The organism is Actinokineospora terrae, from assembly GCF_900111175.1.
Classification (GTDB): Bacteria; Actinomycetota; Actinomycetes; order Mycobacteriales; family Pseudonocardiaceae; genus Actinokineospora; species Actinokineospora terrae.
The window spans coordinates 175,326-191,168 of the sequence record NZ_FOGI01000011.1 but is presented as its reverse complement, the minus strand read 5'-3'; the positions used below and the strand labels follow the sequence as shown (position 1 = coordinate 191,168).

14 protein-coding genes are annotated in these 15,843 nt (G+C 69.1%); 6 read left to right on the top strand and 8 right to left on the bottom strand.

The window, feature by feature from the left end; all coding sequences use genetic code 11:
* Window positions 1–314 precede the first annotated feature (314 nt).
* From BMY07_RS24950 to BMY07_RS24935, 3 genes are all read right to left on the bottom strand, one after another.
* Entirely contained in the window at window positions 315–5,351 is a 5,037-nt protein-coding gene (locus tag BMY07_RS24950; RefSeq protein ID WP_092783450.1) for an SdrD B-like domain-containing protein, read from the bottom strand.
* A gap of 153 nt (window positions 5,352–5,504) precedes the next feature.
* Entirely contained in the window at window positions 5,505–6,656 is a 1,152-nt protein-coding gene (locus BMY07_RS24945; RefSeq protein WP_245782640.1) for a class E sortase, read from the bottom strand.
* 397 nt (window positions 6,657–7,053) lie between these two features.
* Window positions 7,054–7,251, bottom strand: coding sequence for a hypothetical protein (locus BMY07_RS24935; protein ID WP_092783444.1), 198 nt, complete (start codon window positions 7,249–7,251; stop codon window positions 7,054–7,056).
* 117 nt (window positions 7,252–7,368) lie between these two features.
* Between BMY07_RS24935 and BMY07_RS24930 the strand changes: the two genes are divergently transcribed.
* The 5 genes from BMY07_RS24930 to BMY07_RS24910 are packed head-to-tail and all read left to right on the top strand — an operon-like array spanning window position 7,369 to window position 9,038.
* A complete protein-coding gene (locus BMY07_RS24930) occupies window positions 7,369–8,214 on the top strand; it encodes a helix-turn-helix domain-containing protein (RefSeq protein WP_092783441.1) in 846 nt (281 codons plus the stop codon).
* Window positions 8,211–8,396 (top strand): DUF397 domain-containing protein, encoded by a 186-nt coding sequence (locus BMY07_RS24925; protein WP_092783438.1) that lies wholly within the window; start codon window positions 8,211–8,213, stop codon window positions 8,394–8,396. The genes BMY07_RS24930 and BMY07_RS24925 overlap by 4 nt, the downstream gene beginning before the upstream one ends.
* The gene (locus BMY07_RS24920) at window positions 8,393–8,563 is read left to right on the top strand and encodes a DUF397 domain-containing protein (RefSeq protein WP_092783435.1); all 171 of its coding nucleotides are present in this window, start codon (window positions 8,393–8,395) and stop codon (window positions 8,561–8,563) included. The genes BMY07_RS24925 and BMY07_RS24920 overlap by 4 nt, the downstream gene beginning before the upstream one ends.
* 50 nt (window positions 8,564–8,613) lie before the next feature.
* The gene (locus tag BMY07_RS24915; RefSeq protein WP_092783431.1) at window positions 8,614–8,823 is read left to right on the top strand and encodes a hypothetical protein; all 210 of its coding nucleotides are present in this window, start codon (window positions 8,614–8,616) and stop codon (window positions 8,821–8,823) included.
* Window positions 8,823–9,038: a hypothetical protein gene (locus tag BMY07_RS24910; RefSeq protein WP_092783428.1), complete on the top strand. Its 216-nt coding sequence runs from the start codon at window positions 8,823–8,825 to the stop codon at window positions 9,036–9,038. The genes BMY07_RS24915 and BMY07_RS24910 overlap by 1 nt, the downstream gene beginning before the upstream one ends.
* 3 nt (window positions 9,039–9,041) lie before the next feature.
* Here BMY07_RS24910 and BMY07_RS24905 read toward each other — a convergent pair whose 3' ends face one another.
* Genes BMY07_RS24905 through BMY07_RS24885 form a run of 5 tightly spaced genes read right to left on the bottom strand, consistent with a single transcriptional unit; the run spans window position 9,042 to window position 13,928 of the window.
* Entirely contained in the window at window positions 9,042–9,758 is a 717-nt protein-coding gene (locus BMY07_RS24905; RefSeq protein WP_092783425.1) for a FadR/GntR family transcriptional regulator, read from the bottom strand.
* The gene (locus BMY07_RS24900; RefSeq protein ID WP_425426349.1) at window positions 9,742–10,503 is read right to left on the bottom strand and encodes a 3-oxoacyl-ACP reductase; all 762 of its coding nucleotides are present in this window, start codon (window positions 10,501–10,503) and stop codon (window positions 9,742–9,744) included. The genes BMY07_RS24905 and BMY07_RS24900 overlap by 17 nt, the downstream gene beginning before the upstream one ends.
* 2 nt (window positions 10,504–10,505) lie before the next feature.
* On the bottom strand, window positions 10,506–11,861 hold the full coding sequence (locus BMY07_RS24895) for an aldehyde dehydrogenase family protein (RefSeq protein WP_092783419.1): 1,356 nt from the start codon (window positions 11,859–11,861) through the stop codon (window positions 10,506–10,508).
* Window positions 11,858–12,589: a gamma-glutamyl-gamma-aminobutyrate hydrolase family protein gene (locus BMY07_RS24890; RefSeq protein WP_092783416.1), complete on the bottom strand. Its 732-nt coding sequence runs from the start codon at window positions 12,587–12,589 to the stop codon at window positions 11,858–11,860. Before BMY07_RS24890 ends, BMY07_RS24895 begins: the two co-directional genes overlap by 4 nt.
* Window positions 12,570–13,928, bottom strand: coding sequence for a glutamine synthetase family protein (locus BMY07_RS24885; RefSeq protein ID WP_092783413.1), 1,359 nt, complete (start codon window positions 13,926–13,928; stop codon window positions 12,570–12,572). The genes BMY07_RS24890 and BMY07_RS24885 overlap by 20 nt, the downstream gene beginning before the upstream one ends.
* Before the next feature lie 230 nt (window positions 13,929–14,158).
* Here BMY07_RS24885 and BMY07_RS24880 point away from each other — a divergent pair, with 230 nt between their 5' ends.
* A complete protein-coding gene (locus BMY07_RS24880) occupies window positions 14,159–15,712 on the top strand; it encodes an amino acid permease (protein WP_092783410.1) in 1,554 nt (517 codons plus the stop codon).
* The last annotated feature ends 131 nt before the right edge of the window (window positions 15,713–15,843 follow it).

The window sequence follows — 15,843 nt, the reverse complement described above, 5'->3', positions numbered from 1 at the left end:
GGTGATGGTTTACGGCCAGTCAGCTACGGACACAAGTCCTTGATCGACTTTTTGGGCTGAACAGGTGAAATCAGATAACGAAAGAACACCACGACCCAGCGATGCACATAACGCCCCGTCACAACACCCGCCACAAGCAGGGTCCACACGCGACACCCCCGGCACACCCCATCCAGCGACCGACCAGTCGCAACCACCACCCCACTAACGACGAACCCCACCAGGGCCACCGCGCACAGACCCAGGCGATCAGCCCCGACACGCGACGAGGCCCGCGGGGATCCCCGCGGGCCTCGTGCCTACCTAGCTACAGATCACTCGCTACTGCTCCCCCGCCGCCGACGCGTGACGAAGACCGTCACCGAGCCGACCAGCAGCAGGAACAGGCCGCCGAAGAACGGCCACTTGACGTCGGCGCCCGTGTCCACCAGGTCCGAGGAGGACGTGGCCGACACCCCGACCGTGACGACGGCGGCGTCGTTGTTCGGGTTGTCGTCGGACGAGCCGTCGGCCAGGGTCACCGTGGCCCGGGCGGTCGTGTCGGTGACCGCGCGGGTGGCCGTGGTGTTCACCGTGATCGCGCCGAGCGACTGGCCCGGCAGGATGATCGCGTCCGTCGCGCAGGTGACGACCTGCCCGGCGGTGGAGCACTGCCACTCGATGGCCGCGGCCGCGTTGATGTCCTGCGAGCTCGCGGCGGGAACCGCGGTGCCGCCCGCGGAGACCACGCTCAGGCCCGCCGGGATGGTGATCGTCGTCCGGGCGCCCTGGACCGGTGAGGTGCCGGTGTTGGCGACCGTGGCGGTGAAGATCACCGTCTGGCCGATGTTGGCGCTCGGGGTCGGCGTGGTGACGCCCACCGCGAGGTCGACGACCTTGGTGACCAGGCCCGCGTCCACATCGGTCAGCTGCGGGATGGCACCGTTGCCGTCCGGCTCGACCACGAGGGCCGCGCTGACGCCGGTCACCCAGCTGACGTCGGAGTTGGTCGCGTCACCCTCCACGTTGGGCTTGGTGAACGACTTGCCCGCGGGCAGCGTGACGCCGACGTAGTAGGTGCCCGAGGGCAGGTCGGCGAAGTGGTACTTGCCGTCGCCGTCGGTGGTGGTCGTCGTGATCGGCGTGCCCGTGTCGCTGTAGAGCGTCAGGGTCACCCCGGCCACACCCGGCTCGCCGCTGTCCTGCAGCCCGTTGCCGTTGGTGTCGCTCCAGACGAAGTCACCGATGCTGCCGTGCCGCTCACCGAAGTTGACGACCTTGCCCTCGATGGTGTTCGGGTTGATCTGCAGCAGGGTGACCGGCACCGTGTTCGGCGTCGTCGACCCGTACCCGACCGGCTGGGTCTCCACGACGATGTAGTTGCCCAGCGGCAGGTTCGGGAACGAGTAGTGCCCGTTCGAGTCGGTGGTGGTCGTGGTGATCTGCACGCCGTTGCCGTCCTGCAGCGTGACGGTCACGTTGGCCAGGAAGGTCGTCTCGTCGACGTCGATCACGCCGTCGCCGTCGAGGTCGACCCACACCCGGCCACCGATGGAGTCCGGGTACTCGGCGAAGTTGTAGCCGCTCGCCACCTCACCCGCGGTGATCGTGATCGGGGTGATGGTGTCCGACCCGCTGGTCGACCCGCCGCCGGTTCCCGGGGTGTCCTGGCCGTCGTTGTAGGTGTCCGGCTGCTCCTCGGTCAGCGAGTAGGTGCCCGCCACCAGGTCGGGGAACAGGTAGGACCCGTCGCCCTTGCTGGTCGCGGTCAGGCTCACCGGCTGGCTGTTGACGTCGGTGCCGGTCAGGTGCAGGACGACGTTCGGGAGCCCGATGTCACCGGGCAGGTTCTGGATCCCGTTCTTGTTGTTGTCCTGGAACACCGTGCCGGTCAGCGAGCCGAGCGCGTCGACGAAGTTGTAGTCCGTGATCGACTTGTTCGGGTCGAGGATGATCTCGGCGATCACGTTCGGCAGCGAGTCGTCGCCACCCTCCGAACCGGCGGCCGACGACCCCGACCCGTATCCGTTGGGCTGGGTCTCGGTGATCGTGTAGGTGCCGGGCCGCAGGTTGTCGAAGGAGTAGGTGCCGTCGGGCCCGGTGACCACCGTGACGGGAACGGTCGGCGATCCCGGCGTGGGGATCGGGTTGCCGAGATCATCGGTACCGGTCAGGGTGAGCGTGACACCGGCGAGCGGGTGGGCGTCGACGGAGTCGTCGGTGACCAGACCCGAGATGGACGACGCGGTGAGCTCGGCGAAGGTGTAGCCGGTCGCGTCCTCACCACCGGCGAGGGTGATGTTGGTGATCGCGTTCGGCGGCGACAGCGTGCCACCGGTGCTGCCGACCGTCTCCTTGCCGTCGAGCCGGTTGCCCGGCGTCGCCTCGGTCACCACGTAGGTGCCGCCCAGCAGGTTCGGGAAGGTGTACACGCCCGTCGTGGCGTTGGACGTGATCGTCACCGGGGTGATCGTGACCGAGTTGGCGTCGACCCCGGTCAGCGTGACCGATGCCGCCAGACCGGGCTCGCCCGCGTCCTTGATCCCGTCGTTGTCGTAGTCGTCGAACACGACACCGGCGATGGACCCGCGGTCCTCGGCGAAGACGTACTCGGCGCCCGCGGTGCCCGAGGACAGCACGATGCCGCTGATCACGTCGTTGACCGAGATGTTGCCCGCCGGGCTGCCCGCGCTCTCCGGACCGTCGCCATACGCGATCGGCTGGGTCTCGGTGATCGTGTACGTGCCGGGCGCCAGGGTGGTGAAGCTGAACGTGCCGTTGGGCGCCGTCGTGGTGGTGGCCGACGCGTCGCCGGAGAGCGTGATCGTCACGTTGGCGATGGCGTTGCCGCCGTCGTCGACGACGCTGCCGGTGATCGAGGTGGCCACGTACTCACCGAACAGGTAGCCGGTGCCGTTCGTCCTGGCCGCCAGCGAGATGGCGCTGATGGCGTTCGGCGGCGACAGCGTGCCGCCCGAGGTCCCGACGGTCTCCTTGCCGTCGGTGAACCCGCCAGGCTGCGTCTCGGTGATCGTGTAGGTACCGGGCCGCAGCGCGGAGAAGGTGTAGTTGCCCGCGCCGTTGGTCGTCGTGGACAGCGTGACCGCGTTGCCGCCGTTGTCGGTACCGGTCAGCGAGATGGTCACCGCCGGGTTGCCCGTGAGCGCACCCTCGGCGCCGTTGACCGTGCCGCTGTTGTCGGCGTCAAGGTAAACGCGACCCGCCAGGCTTGACGTCGCCAGTTCGGCGAAGAGGTTGCCGGTGCTCGACTGCCCGGAGGTCAACGTCACCGTGAAGATGTCGTTGCCACCCGACACGGCGTGCGTGCCCGCGGTGTCCGTGCCGTCGTCGTAGGCGGCGGGCTGGGTCTCGGTGACCGTGTACGTACCGGCCTGGATGCTCGGGAACACGAACGTGCCGTCGCTTGCGGTAGTGCCAGGCGTGTTGACCGGGCTACCGCCCGCGGTAGTACCGGTCAGCGTGACGGTCACACCGGAGACACCCGTGTCGTACTGCGTGGCGCCCGGGTCGTAGGTGCCGTTGTTGCTCCGGTCGATGAACACGCGGCCGGAGATCTCGCCCACGGTCGGCACCGAGGACGTGGCCGAGTCGCTGATCGGATCGCCGAGCTGGTCGGTGCCGTTGACGGTGGCGGTGTTGCTGTCACCGGTGATCGGCGCCGTCGCGGTGCAGGTGTAGCTGGTGCTGCCGCCCGCGCCCAGGGTGCCGATCGTGGCGTTGGCGCACGAGGGCACGGTCGGGTCGCTCACCGAGATGCCGGTGATCGGGCTGTCGCCGTCGTTGTGGACGGTGATGGTGAAGGTGATCGTCTGGCCGGTGGTGTAGGTGGCCTGGTCGGCGACCTTGGTGATGTCGATCGACGGGTTGATCACCGTGACCGGGACCTCGCCGGTGCCGGTGAGCGGGTCGCCGAAGGAGCTGTCACCGGTGGCCGTCGCGGTGTTGATGTAGTCGTCCGAGCCCGCGAGGCCGGTGCACGAGTAGGTGTAGGGCACGTCGGCGAGCAGCGTGCCGATGACCTTGTCGCAGTTCGCGGCGAGCGGGTCGTCCACCTCGACGCTGGTGGCGCTGGAGCCGCCCGGCGAGACGATGGAGAAGTTGTAGGTCACCGTGTCACCCGGCTTGTACGGGCCGGGGGCGTTGAGCGTCTTGGTGACGCTGATCGACGGGATCGGCACCGACAGCACGAGGTTCTCGGCGAGGTAGGTGTCGCCGGAGGTCGCGAAGGTCAGTGTCGCCGACGTGGACCCCGTGGTGATCAGGTTCGTCGCGACCACCTTCGAGTCGACGCTCATGTTGTTGTCGACGGCGGGGTTGACGTCGTTCTCGGCGTAGGAGACGAAGAAGTTGTTCGTCACGGCCGCCGAGATCGGTTCCTCCACGGCGGTGCCGTTGATGGCGAACGAGTCGCCGCTGATGTTGAAGTCGCCCTCGTAGGCGGTGACGCCGACGCGGACGTTGTTGTCGCCCACGCGGAAGCCGGACACGGTCGTGGTGGTCGCGGCGTCGGCGGAGGACTGGCGCACGTGGCCGTCGTAGATGTAGACCTCGCGCTTGGCGGGGGCGTCACCGTTGGGCGCGTCGAAGTACCAGACCACGACCAGCGACCAGCCTGCGAAGCAGCCGAAGCCCTGCGGCGACCACACGTTGCCGACGGTGATGGTCTGCGCGGACCCGGTGGTCAGGTTCGCCGCGACCTGCGCGGTCACGTTGGCGTAGGCGGTGTAGAACTGCGGCTGCGAGTTCGGCACGTTCGCCAGCGCGTCGCGACTGATCACCGCGGGCGCGACGGCCTGGGTGACACCGCCGACGGTGAACCGGGCCGAGGTCGACTCCGGGGTGCCCGAGGGCAGGACCGCCGTGCCGCCGCCCGCGAGGAACTGGCGGGTGTTGCAGCCGGGCGCGGCCGAGATGGTGCCGTCGGCGAGTCGGATGGTGCCGGTGTCGCCCGCCCAGTTCAGCCGGGCGTAGTCGATCTTGGCGCCCGCCGGGACGGTGACCGAGCCGGTGCTGGAGTTGTAGGTCGCGGCGGAGCCGTCGACGTCGGCCCACCGCATGTAGTAGCTGTCGTTGATGCCGGTGGACGCGGTGTACGTCCTGGCCTGGGACTGCGCGCAGGTCGCGATCGGCTCACCGAACGGGTCTACGGGGTCGGAGACGCTCGGGCACTGCATGTTGCCGTTGCCCGCCTGCACGAAGTCGCCGTAGAGCTCCTTGTCGTAGTTCAGGGTGAACGGGCGTACGACCGCGGCCTCCACGGGAGCGACCCCCAGGACGACGACCCCGGCGGCGGCGGTCACCGTTGCCAATACCGCCGCTAGGCCACGGCGGACCGCTCTCGTTATGGACATGTCCGACTCCCATGCAGAACGACAGTTTCCGACGAATCGGAATCTGCCTTGGGTGCACGGGCGGCGCGCGCCAGCACCGCCGGATTCACCAGGTCGGGTAAATGTCGGTAACGATGCTGGTCAGCAGTGTGTGAAGTGGACCATGGGGCGTTGCTAGGCGGTCTCGCGCAATTCGGCGGGAACCTCAGTGGGCGCCGCTGCGTTCTTGGGCTGCTCGCGCACCAGAACGCCCTGCAGGACCATCCGCTGCCGGTTGGAGAACTTGGGGTGGCAGGTGGTCAGCGTGATCATCTTTTGCCGCTGCTCGGCCGGGGTCTTCGCCGAGGGGTTGCCGGGAACGGGCGCGACGACCTCGCTCTGCTGCGGGGTGACGATCTGGCGGCCGGTCGCCCTGGCGTAGTCACCGGTCTGCGGGGCCACCCCGGCGCACCTCGGGTCGGCGGCCTTGGCGGCCCAGTTCTTGGCGTCGTCGGAGGTGGGGAGCATCCGGTAGACGAACCACGAGGTCTGCGTCTCGACCACGATCGCGTCGCAGGAGGACAGCAGGTCGAGGTCGTTGAACGGAGCGCCCTTGCCGACCCGATGGCCGGCGACGGCGAAGTTGCCGGGCTGGCCGGGCAGGGCGGATTTCTTGTAGTGCCCGGGCCCGGTCTCGAGGTCGGCGGCGGAGGTGCCCTCGACGATGGTGAAGTGGTAGTCGTCGCCGAGCGCGGGGATGTAGAGCTTCGCCATGCCCTCGCCGTCGGCGAACTCGAACTTCTGCTGCCGCTGCGGATCGGCGGGGCCGGGGTGCTGCCACTGGTCGTCGAGCGCGACGGTGACGTCTTCCTGCTTCTCGGCGGAGACCAGGTCGGTGACCCAGACCTCGTAGACGACGAAGAGCAGCACGATCACGCCCAGGGTGACCATGATCTCGCCGACAGACCGGACGATGACGGAGGCGACGCTCTCCTTGCGCCTGGGCGGCGGAGGGTCATCGTCGAACTCGTCGTCGTGGTCGGGGTCGTGGTTGTCGTCGTCGTGGTCGTCGTAGTCGGCTAGGTCGTCGAGGTGGACCCGGTCGTCCGGCTCGTCCTGGCCTGCGGGCCGGATGCGCTCGGTCTCCGGGTCCCGGTAGCCGAGCGAGCCGCGGTGGGCCCGGATGAACTCGGTGGGATCGTCGTCGGTGACCGGCGGGATCAACTCGGTCCGCGCCTCGGCGGGGTGGGCTCGCGCGTGCGGCGGCCTGCCTGCCGCGGGCCGGTCCGCCGCCGGGCGACCGGTCGCCGGGCGGATCGGCCTGCCGTTGAGCGGCTGCCCGTTCACCGGGCGGGGCGGGTGCGTGGGCCGGCCGTTCGCGGGCTGGCTGGTCGCGGGGCGGCCGTTCGCGGACTGGCCGGTCGCGGGGCGGCCGTGGGGAGGTGGCTGCCCGGCGGGGGCCGGACGAGGCGGTCCGGGGTTGGCGCTGGTGGGGCGGGAGGGGATCGGGTCGAGAGAGCCGTCGAGCGAGCCCGAGTGGCGGGTGCGCTCCGGCGGGGGTTCGGGGGCCCGCCGGGCAGGACGGGGGGCCTCGGGATCTTGGGGGCGGCGTGGGGGGACCCGCCGCCGGTCGTCCGGCATGTGGTGCACCCCCTCGGCTGTGGAACGGACCCCTAAAAGGTACGTCACAGGTCCGTTCGGAGGAGGTGAATGCCCTCTACCGGCGGCGGGTCGGACGGCGGGGTCAGGCGTTGAGCAGGGCGCGGCCCTCGGTGGCCGCGGTGATGAGCTGGTCGAGGCTGGCGGGGGTGAACAGGACCTCGAAGTTGTCGAGCTGACCGGCGAAGCGCACCACCAGGTCAGTCCCCTCCACCTCGGCGGAGATCGAGCAACTGTCGTTGATCTTGGCCCAGGTGGTGATCTCCAGATCGGAGCGCAGCATGGGGGCACCTTCCTGTCATCGGTTCGTGGTGACGCCAACCTAGGCCGGCGCAAGTTGCTCCAACAATGCCCCGTTAGAGTGCACATGCTCCACACGGACAGTCGCTAGGCTCATCCCATGGCGGCAACCCCGACCCGACGCAAGAAGCGACTCGGCCGATACCTGCGCGAACTCCGAGAGGCAGCGGGCCTGCGCGCGGTGGACGCGGCACGCAAGCTGAAGACGGAGGAGAGCACGATCAGCCGGTACGAGAACGGCATCTACAAGCCCGCCTGGGCCGCCGTCTCCGTCCTGCTCACCTACTACGGCGCGGGCGACGACGCCGAGGAGAAGGCCAGCACCCTCTACGACGCCGCCTCGGTCACCATGCCCAAGATCCGCCTCCCCGCCGACTCCCCCAAAGCCTTCCGCGAACTCGTCAACACCGAGCGCGAGGCCGAGCAGATCTACATCCTCGAAACCTCAGTAATCCCAGGCCTTCTGCAGACAGCGGACTACGCGATGGCAGTCTTCGCCACCGCCAAGGTGACCTCCGATGTGGACGAACTTGTCAACATCCGACTGGAACGCCAGCGCTACCTGGAAGGTCCAGACGCGATCGAGTTGTGCGTTTGCTTGGACATCGCCGTGCTGCACCGGGAAGTCGGAGGCAGCAAGGTGCTTCGCGATCAGTTGCAGCGGCTACTCGAACTCATTGAGCAACCGAACGTGACTGTTCACATCATCCCGTTCGAGACAGGCGCTTACGGCAACATGTCCGGGGGTTGCTGGATCATGACCTTCGGCGACGAGGGTGACTCGGATGTGGTGTATCTGGAGCACCCAGCCGGTGGTGTGTGGGTGGAGAATGAAAGCGACGTCCAGCACTTCCAAACCATGTTCGACGAGGTTCGGACCGCCAGTCTGGACCCAGAGGCCAGCGCGGAGGTGATCCGCGCGAGAGTAAGGAGTTTGAGCAAGTGAACGAGCTTCAGTGGCGTCGTAGCAGCCGCAGCGGCGCCGGGGGCGGCAACAACGCCTGCGTCGAGGTAGCCATGCCAGTCACCGAGTCCACTGTCTACCTTCGTGACAGCAAGAACGCCGCGCCCACCCTGCGCTTCACTCCCGGGTCATTCGCCACCTTCCTCACCGGCGTCACCCGATGACCTGGCGCCGCAGCAGTTTCAGCGGCACAGGCGGCGGCAACAACGACTGCGTAGAGGTAGCCCACCCCACCCCCACCACCGTCCACCTGCGCGACACCAAGAACCCGACCCCCACCCTCCGGTTCCCCACCCGCGCGTTCACCAGCCTCCTCACCAGAGTCAGCTGACACGAGGCCCCCGGATCATTTCGGGGGCCTTTGTGTGCCTATATTGATCCATGCGCCGCCGCGAACTCGATGACGTGCTGTTCGACGTCCTGAGCAAGGACCACCCGGAGATCACCGAGGTGGTCAAGATCGACAAGGGGCACAGCAGGCTCCGCGTGGACTTCGCCAGCGGCGCCCGAGCCACCATCATGGTCCGCGAGGTCAGCGGCCCCGGTGTCCCCGCCCACGCCGCGTACGCGATCCCCGAGTCGGCTCTCTGATGCGCCGCGACCGCTTCGTCGACTACCTGCGCGAGCAACTCCAAGCAGCAGGCCACCCCGACATCACCAGCATCGACACCTACGCCGTCGACAAGGGCGTCACCGACCTCCGCATCACCTGCACCGACGGCCGCGTGATCTCCCTCCACACCACCCGCCTCTCACCCCCCGGCGGCGACAACTTCGCCGAGCCCGAGCCGATCGTCACCAAGTAGCCCTCAGGCCAGGAAACCCCGCAGAAGCGCCGCCGTTCCGGCCAGGTGTTCGGCCATCGCGGCGCGGGCCGCCGTGGCGTCGCCGTCGAGGATGGCGTCGATGATGGTCTTGTGTTGGGCGTTGGAGTGGGTGAGGTTGGCGGGGATCAGGGGGATGGCTGCCAGGAGGGCGTTGAGGCGGGTGCGGACGTCGGCCAGGGCGGCGGTCAGGGATGGCGTGGCGGTGGCCTCGGCTATGGCCAGGTGCAGGCGGGAGTCGGTGCGGCGGTAGTGGTCGATGCCCGCGGCGGAGGCGTCGGCGAGGCAGCCGCGCAGGTGGCGGCGGGTCGCCGGGGGTAGGGAGCGGGCGGCGGCCAGTTCGGCGGCGCCGGTTTCCAGGGCGTAGCGCAGGGTGAGGGTGTCCTCGATGGCGTCGCGGTCCGGGGCGGGCAGGGGGTCCGACGACGGGACGCGGACGAAGGTGCCGCCGTAGCGGCCGCGCCGGGACTCGACGTGGCCGGACTCCTGCAACGCCCGCAAAGCCTCACGCAAGGTCACCCGGCTCACCCCGAGGCGTGACGACAGCTCACGTTCGGGTGGCAGCTGCCCGCCCGGCGGCACGACCCCGAGGCGGATGGCCTGGAGCATGCGCTCCATGGTCTCCTCGAGGGCGTTGCCCGCGCGGACCGGGCGGAACAGGGCGGCCAGGGCCGGGTCGAGCGGGTCATTCGGGAGTGACATATGCCCCCGAGATCCCGCCGTCGACCAGGAACTGCGACGCGGTCATGAACGACGAGTCGTCGCTGGCCAGGAAGGCCACCGCGGCGGCGATCTCCTCCGGCTCGGCGAAGCGGCCGAGCGGGATGTGCACCAGGCGACGGGCGGCGCGCTCCGGGTCCGCGGCGAACAACTCGCGCAGTAGCGGGGTGTTCACCGGTCCGGGGCACAGGGCGTTCACCCGGATGCCCTCGCGGGCGAACTGCACGCCCAGCTCCCGGCTCATCGCCAGCACCCCGCCCTTGGACGCGGTGTAGGAGATCTGCGAGGTCGCCGCGCCCATGACCGCCACGAACGAGGCCGTGTTGATCACCGACCCCTTCCCCGCGCGGCGCATGTGCTCAATCGCGTACTTCGAGCACAGGAACACCGAGGTCAGGTTGACGTCCTGCACGCGGCGCCAGGCGTCGAGGCCGGTGGTGAGGATCGAGTCGTCCTCGGGCGGGGAGATGCCCGCGTTGTTGAACGCGATGTCGACCGAGCCGTAGGTGTCGGCGGCGGCCTGGAACAGGGCCTTGACCTCGTCCTCACTGGTCACGTCGACCTGGACGAACAGCCCGTCCACCTCTTCGGCCGCTTTCCGCCCGCTTGATGGGTCGATATCACCCACTACGACCTTGGCGCCCTCACTGGCCAGCCGCCGGACCGACGCCAGACCGATGCCGCTGGCGCCGCCGGTGACCACGGCGACCCGTCCCTCTAGACGCATGCTCACTCCTGGGTGTCCACATAGACGTTCTTGACCTCGGTGAACGCGGCCAGCGCGTCCGGTCCGAGCTCGCGGCCGAGCCCGGACTGCTTGAAGCCGCCGAAGGGCGTCGAGTACCGCACCGACGAGTGCGAGTTGACCGACAGGTTCCCGGCCTCGACCCCGCGCGCGACCCGCAGCGCCCGGCCGACGTCGCGGGTCCAGATCGACCCGGACAGGCCGTACTCGGTGTCGTTGGCCAGCCGCAGCGCCTCCGCCTCGTCGGCGAACGGGACCACGGACACGACGGGGCCGAAAACCTCCTCCGACTGGGCCCGGTAGCTCCCCGCTTCGAGCACGGTCGGCGGGAACCAGAAGCCCGGCCCGTCCGGCGCGGCACCCCGGAACGCGACCGGCGCGTCGTCCACATAGGACCGCACCCGGTCCAGGTGCGCGGCGGAGATCAACGGCCCCATCTCCGTGGTCTCCTCGCCGGGCGCCCCGACCACGACCCCGCGCACGGCCACCTCGAACGCGGCCATGAACTCGTCGTAGGCCGACCGCTCGACCAGGATCCGCGAGCGCGCGCAGCAGTCCTGACCGGCGTTGTCGAACACCGCGTACGGGGCGGTGGCGGCTGCTTTCGCCAGGTCGGCGTCGGCGAAGACGATGTTCGCGCTCTTGCCGCCGAGCTCCAGGGTCACCCGTTTCACCTGGTCGGCGCACCCGGCCATGATCTGCTTGCCGACCCTGGTCGACCCGGTGAACACGACCTTGCGCACGGCGGGGTGCGTCACGAACCGCTGCCCGACGACATCGCCCCGCCCGGGGACGACCTGGAACACGTCCTCCGGGATACCAGCCTCGCGCGCCAGCTCGGCCAGCCGGAGCGCGGTCAACGGCGTCAACTCGGCGGGCTTGAGCACCACGGTGTTGCCCGCCGCCAACGCGGGCGCGAACCCCCACGCCGCGATCGGCATCGGGAAGTTCCACGGCACGATCACCCCCACGACCCCCAGCGGCTCGGCGAAGGTGATGTTCACACCCCCCGCGACCGGGATCTGCCGCCCGAACAACCGCTCCGGCGCGGCCGAGTAGTAGTGCAGGACGTCGCGGACGTTGCCCGCCTCCCACCGCGCGTTCCCGATGGTGTGCCCCGCGTTGGCCACCTCGAGCCCGGCCAGGTTCTCCAGATCCGCGTCCACCGCGTCCGCGAACCGCCGCAACAGCCGAGCACGATCCGCAGGCGCCACCGCCCGCCACCCCGCGAACGCCGCCGCGGCCCGCTCGATCGCCCGATCGGCCTCGTCCACCCCGGCCAACCCGACCGAGGCGATCACTTCCTCGGTCGCCGGGTTCACGACCTCGAACGCGGTCATCGGTCTTCCCTCCTGGCCCTGGCCGCGTCCACCAGGGCGGTGAACAGGCGGGCGTCGTCGGCGTTCTGTTCCGGGTGGGATTGGGTGGCGAGCGCGAAGCGGCGGCCGGGGAGTTCCAGGGCCTCGACCGTGCCGTCCTGGGCGTGGGCGACGACGTGGAGGCCGTCGGCTACTCGGTCGACTGACTGGTGGTGGTGGCACAGCACCGACACGGACTCCCCCAGGATCCGGCCGAGCAGCGACCCCGGCGTCACCGAGATCTCCGTCTTACCGAAGGACGCCACGTGCGGGAGGTGATCGTTGGTGCCAACGATCTCGGGTGTGTGTTGGTGCAAGGTCCCGCCAAGAGCCACGTTGAGCACCTGAAGGCCGCGGCAGACGGCCAACAAAGGCAAGTCCATCTCGATCGCGGCAGCCAACAGTGCAAACTCCGACGCGTCCCGTAGTGGCTGAGGGGTCCCAGTGGTTGGGTGCGGCGGTTGGCCGTATCGCGCCGGGTCAACGTCAGCGCCGCCGGACAGCACTAACCCGTCGAGCCAGTCCAGGGTCGAGGGGCGCCAGTCGCCGATCGGGGACAAGAGGACCGGGTTACCGCCACCTACCCGTACTGAGTCCAGGTAGTCGCGGTGCAGGACCGCGGCCTCGGTTTCCCAGATCCCGAAGGTGGCGTTCTCCAGGTAGGTCGTGATGCCGATGACCGGCGGCCGGTCAGAGCCGTTCGAAGCCACGCACGCGCTCCCAGTCGGTGACGGCGGCGTCGAACGCACGCAGTTCGACCGCGGCCGCGTTGCGGTAGTGGTCGACCACGTCCGCGCCGAGTTCCTCAGCCGCGACCGTGCTCGCCGCGAACAGGTCGGCCGCCTCGCGCAGGGTGGTCGGGACACGGGGTTTGGCGGCAGTGTAAGCGTTGCCGGTCACCGGGTCCTCCAGCGGTAGACGCTCGTCGACGCCGCGTAACCCGGCGGCAATCATGGCGGCCACGGCGAGGTACGGGTTCACGTCACCGCCCGGTACCCGGTTCTCCACGCGCAGCGACTGTCCGTGCCCGACGACCCGTAGCGCGCACGTGCGGTTGTCCACTCCCCACGCCAACGCCGTTGGCGCGAACGACCCATCGGCGAAGCGCTTGTAAGAGTTCACGTTAGGCGCCATCAGGAAGGTCAGCTCACGCAGGTAGGCCAGTTGACCGGCGATGAAGTGCCGCATCAGCGGGGAGAACCCGTGCTCGTCGTCGCCCGCCATCACCGGGGTGCCGTCGACCTCGCGCAGGCTCAGGTGGATGTGGCAGGAGTTGCCCTCGCGCTCGTTGTACTTGGCCATGAACGTCAGGCTGTGCCCGAGCGCGGCCGCGATCTCCTTGGCGCCGGTCTTGTAGACGCTGTGGTTGTCGCAGGTGGTGAGCGCGTCGGCGTAGCGGAACGCGATCTCGTGCTGGCCGGGGTTGCACTCGCCCTTGGCCGACTCCGGGTACATCCCGGCGCCCGCCATGCCGTTGCGGATCGCGCGCAGCACCGGCTCGACCCGGCCGGTGCCCAGCAGCGAGTAGTCCACGTTGTACTGGTTGGCCGGGGTCAGGCCCCGGTAGCCCGCGTCCCACGCCTGCTCGTAGGTGTCCTTGAACAGCAGGAACTCCAGCTCGGTGCCGACGTACGCGGTGAGGCCGCGCTCGGCGAGCCGGTCGAGCTGGCGGCGCAGCACCTGCCGGGGCGAGACGGTGACCGGGCCGCCCCCGACCAGCTCCAGGTCCGCGAGCACCAGCGCGGTCGCGGGGTGCCACGGCAGCAGCCGCAGGGTGGACAGGTCCGGCCGCAGGACGAAGTCGCCGTAGCCGTCCTCCCAGGACGAGCTGGCGTAGCCGGGGACGGTGTTCATCTCCACGTCCACCGCGAGCAGGTAGTCGCAGGCCTCGGTGGCGTTGGCGACGACCTCGTCGAAGAAGAACCGGGCGGTGACCCGCTTGCCCTGGAGCCTGCCCTGCATGTCGGTGACCGCGACCAGGACGGTGTCGACCTCGCCCTGGTCGGCCAGCGCGCGCAGCCGTTCGAGGGGCAACCCGGTCTCGGCCACGCCTACCTCCCGCAAAGGATCGGGAAAAGACCATTGGAGCGCTATCCCCCAGCATGCTCGCAGTGCCGCGCCCGCCGCGCAACCGCCACGCCGCGAAGCCGCCGACCTGGCCCAGCCGGTGACTACCCGGCGAAGTCGACAGGTCACCGCGAATGGACCTTGACCGGCCGAGTAGCGAGGATCACACTTGTTGGCCAGCAATGGAGCGCCTTCGATCCATTGGAGGATGTATGTCCACCTCCGGCAAGTCCACCTCCGAGACTCCCGACACCCCCGCCGACTCCGACTCCGACGAGGCGAGGCTGCACTCCCTCGGCTACGCCCAGGAGCTGCGCCGCTCGCTGTCGGGGTTCAGCAACTTCGCGGTGTCCTTCACGATCATCTCGATCCTGTCCGGCTGCCTGACCCTCTACGGGTTCGGCATGAAGACCGGCGGACCGGCGGCGATGATCTGGGGCTGGCCGCTGGTCGGCGTGTTCGTCGTGCTGGTCGGGCTCGGCATGGCGGAGGTGTGCTCCAGCTACCCGACCGCGGGCGGCCTGTACTACTGGGCGGCGAAGCTGGCCAAGCGCAACGCGCCCGCGTGGGCGTGGTTCACCGGCTGGTTCAACCTGGTCGGGCAGGTCGCGGTCACCGCGGGCATCGACTTCGGCGCGGCGCTGTTCCTCAACGCGTTCCTAGACCTGCAATTCGGCTTCGCGGCGACGCCCGGGCACACCGTGCTGCTGCTGGCGATCATCCTCTTGGCGCACGCGCTGCTGAACACCTTCGGCGTAAGAGTCGTGGCGATCCTGAACACCGTCAGCGTCTGGTGGCACCTACTGGGCGTGCTGGCGATCGTGATCGTGCTGGCTGTAGTACCGGACAAGCACCAGGACGCGTCGTTCGTGTTCGGCGAGTTCGTGAACCAGACGGGGTGGAGCTCACCGGTCTACGTTTTCCTCATCGGCCTGCTGCTGGCCCAGTACACACTGACCGGGTACGACGCGTCCGCGCACATGACCGAGGAGACCCGAGGCGCCGCGGTGGCCGGACCGCGCGGGATCGTCATGTCCATCCTGGTGTCGCTGGCCGCGGGCTGGGTGCTGCTGATCGGGCTGACCTTCGCCATCCAGGACTACGACGGCGCGGTCAACTCGGCGACCGGGGTGCCGCCCGCGCAGGTGTTCATCGACGCGGTCGGGCTCGCCACCGGCAAGGTGCTGCTGCTGATCTGCGTCGGCGCGCAGCTGTTCTGCGGGATGGCCGCGGTGACCGGCAACTCGCGGATGATTTACGCCTTCGCCCGCGACGGCGCGATCCCCGGTTCACGGGTGTGGCACCGCATCAACAAGCGCACCAGGACGCCGACGAATTCCGTGTGGTTGGCGGCGGTGGGAGCGTTCCTATTGGCGGTCCCGTACCTGTGGAGCTACACCGCTTACGCCGCGGTCACCTCGATCGCCGTCGTCGGCCTCTACACGGCTTATGTCATCCCGATCTTCCTGCGGGTGCGGGCCGGTGACGACTTCACGCCGGGACCGTGGCACCTGGGCCGCTGGGGCCGTCCTATTGGGACGATCGCGACCATCTGGGTCGGGTTCATCTTCGTGCTGTTCATGCTGCCGCAGGTGTACCCGGTGACCTGGGACTCGCTCAACTACACCCCGATCGCGTTCGCCGTGGTGCTCGGCGGGGCGGCGCTGTGGTGGATTGTGTCGGCGCGCAAGTGGTTCACCGGGCCGAAGGTGCAGGGCAGCGCGGCGGAACTGGCCGCGGTGGAACGGGACCTGGCCGAGAGCTGAACGGCGCAGAACTGGGAAACGGGAAATTCCGCACCGGTGCACCGTCTTGTCATGTTCACGGTGGTTAACAAATACTGACTTCGTTCCACGCGACGGGAACACCGCTCAACTCGCCGGAGCACCCCCAACGA

What these genes read in the sequence shown, in the direction of transcription:
- BMY07_RS24950 (WP_092783450.1), bottom strand. Translation starts at nt 5,351, where the DNA reads ATGTCCATAACGAGAGCGGTCCGCCGTGGCCTAGCGGCGGTATTGGCA.
- BMY07_RS24935 (WP_092783444.1), bottom strand. Translation starts at nt 7,251, where the DNA reads ATGCTGCGCTCCGATCTGGAGATCACCACCTGGGCCAAGATCAACGAC.
- BMY07_RS24930 (WP_092783441.1), top strand. Translation starts at nt 7,369, where the DNA reads ATGGCGGCAACCCCGACCCGACGCAAGAAGCGACTCGGCCGATACCTG.
- BMY07_RS24920 (WP_092783435.1), top strand. Translation starts at nt 8,393, where the DNA reads ATGACCTGGCGCCGCAGCAGTTTCAGCGGCACAGGCGGCGGCAACAAC.
- BMY07_RS24915 (WP_092783431.1), top strand. Translation starts at nt 8,614, where the DNA reads ATGCGCCGCCGCGAACTCGATGACGTGCTGTTCGACGTCCTGAGCAAG.
- BMY07_RS24910 (WP_092783428.1), top strand. Translation starts at nt 8,823, where the DNA reads ATGCGCCGCGACCGCTTCGTCGACTACCTGCGCGAGCAACTCCAAGCA.
- BMY07_RS24905 (WP_092783425.1), bottom strand. Translation starts at nt 9,758, where the DNA reads ATGTCACTCCCGAATGACCCGCTCGACCCGGCCCTGGCCGCCCTGTTC.
- BMY07_RS24900 (WP_425426349.1), bottom strand. Translation starts at nt 10,503, where the DNA reads ATGCGTCTAGAGGGACGGGTCGCCGTGGTCACCGGCGGCGCCAGCGGC.
- BMY07_RS24895 (WP_092783419.1), bottom strand. Translation starts at nt 11,861, where the DNA reads ATGACCGCGTTCGAGGTCGTGAACCCGGCGACCGAGGAAGTGATCGCC.
- BMY07_RS24880 (WP_092783410.1), top strand. Translation starts at nt 14,159, where the DNA reads ATGTCCACCTCCGGCAAGTCCACCTCCGAGACTCCCGACACCCCCGCC.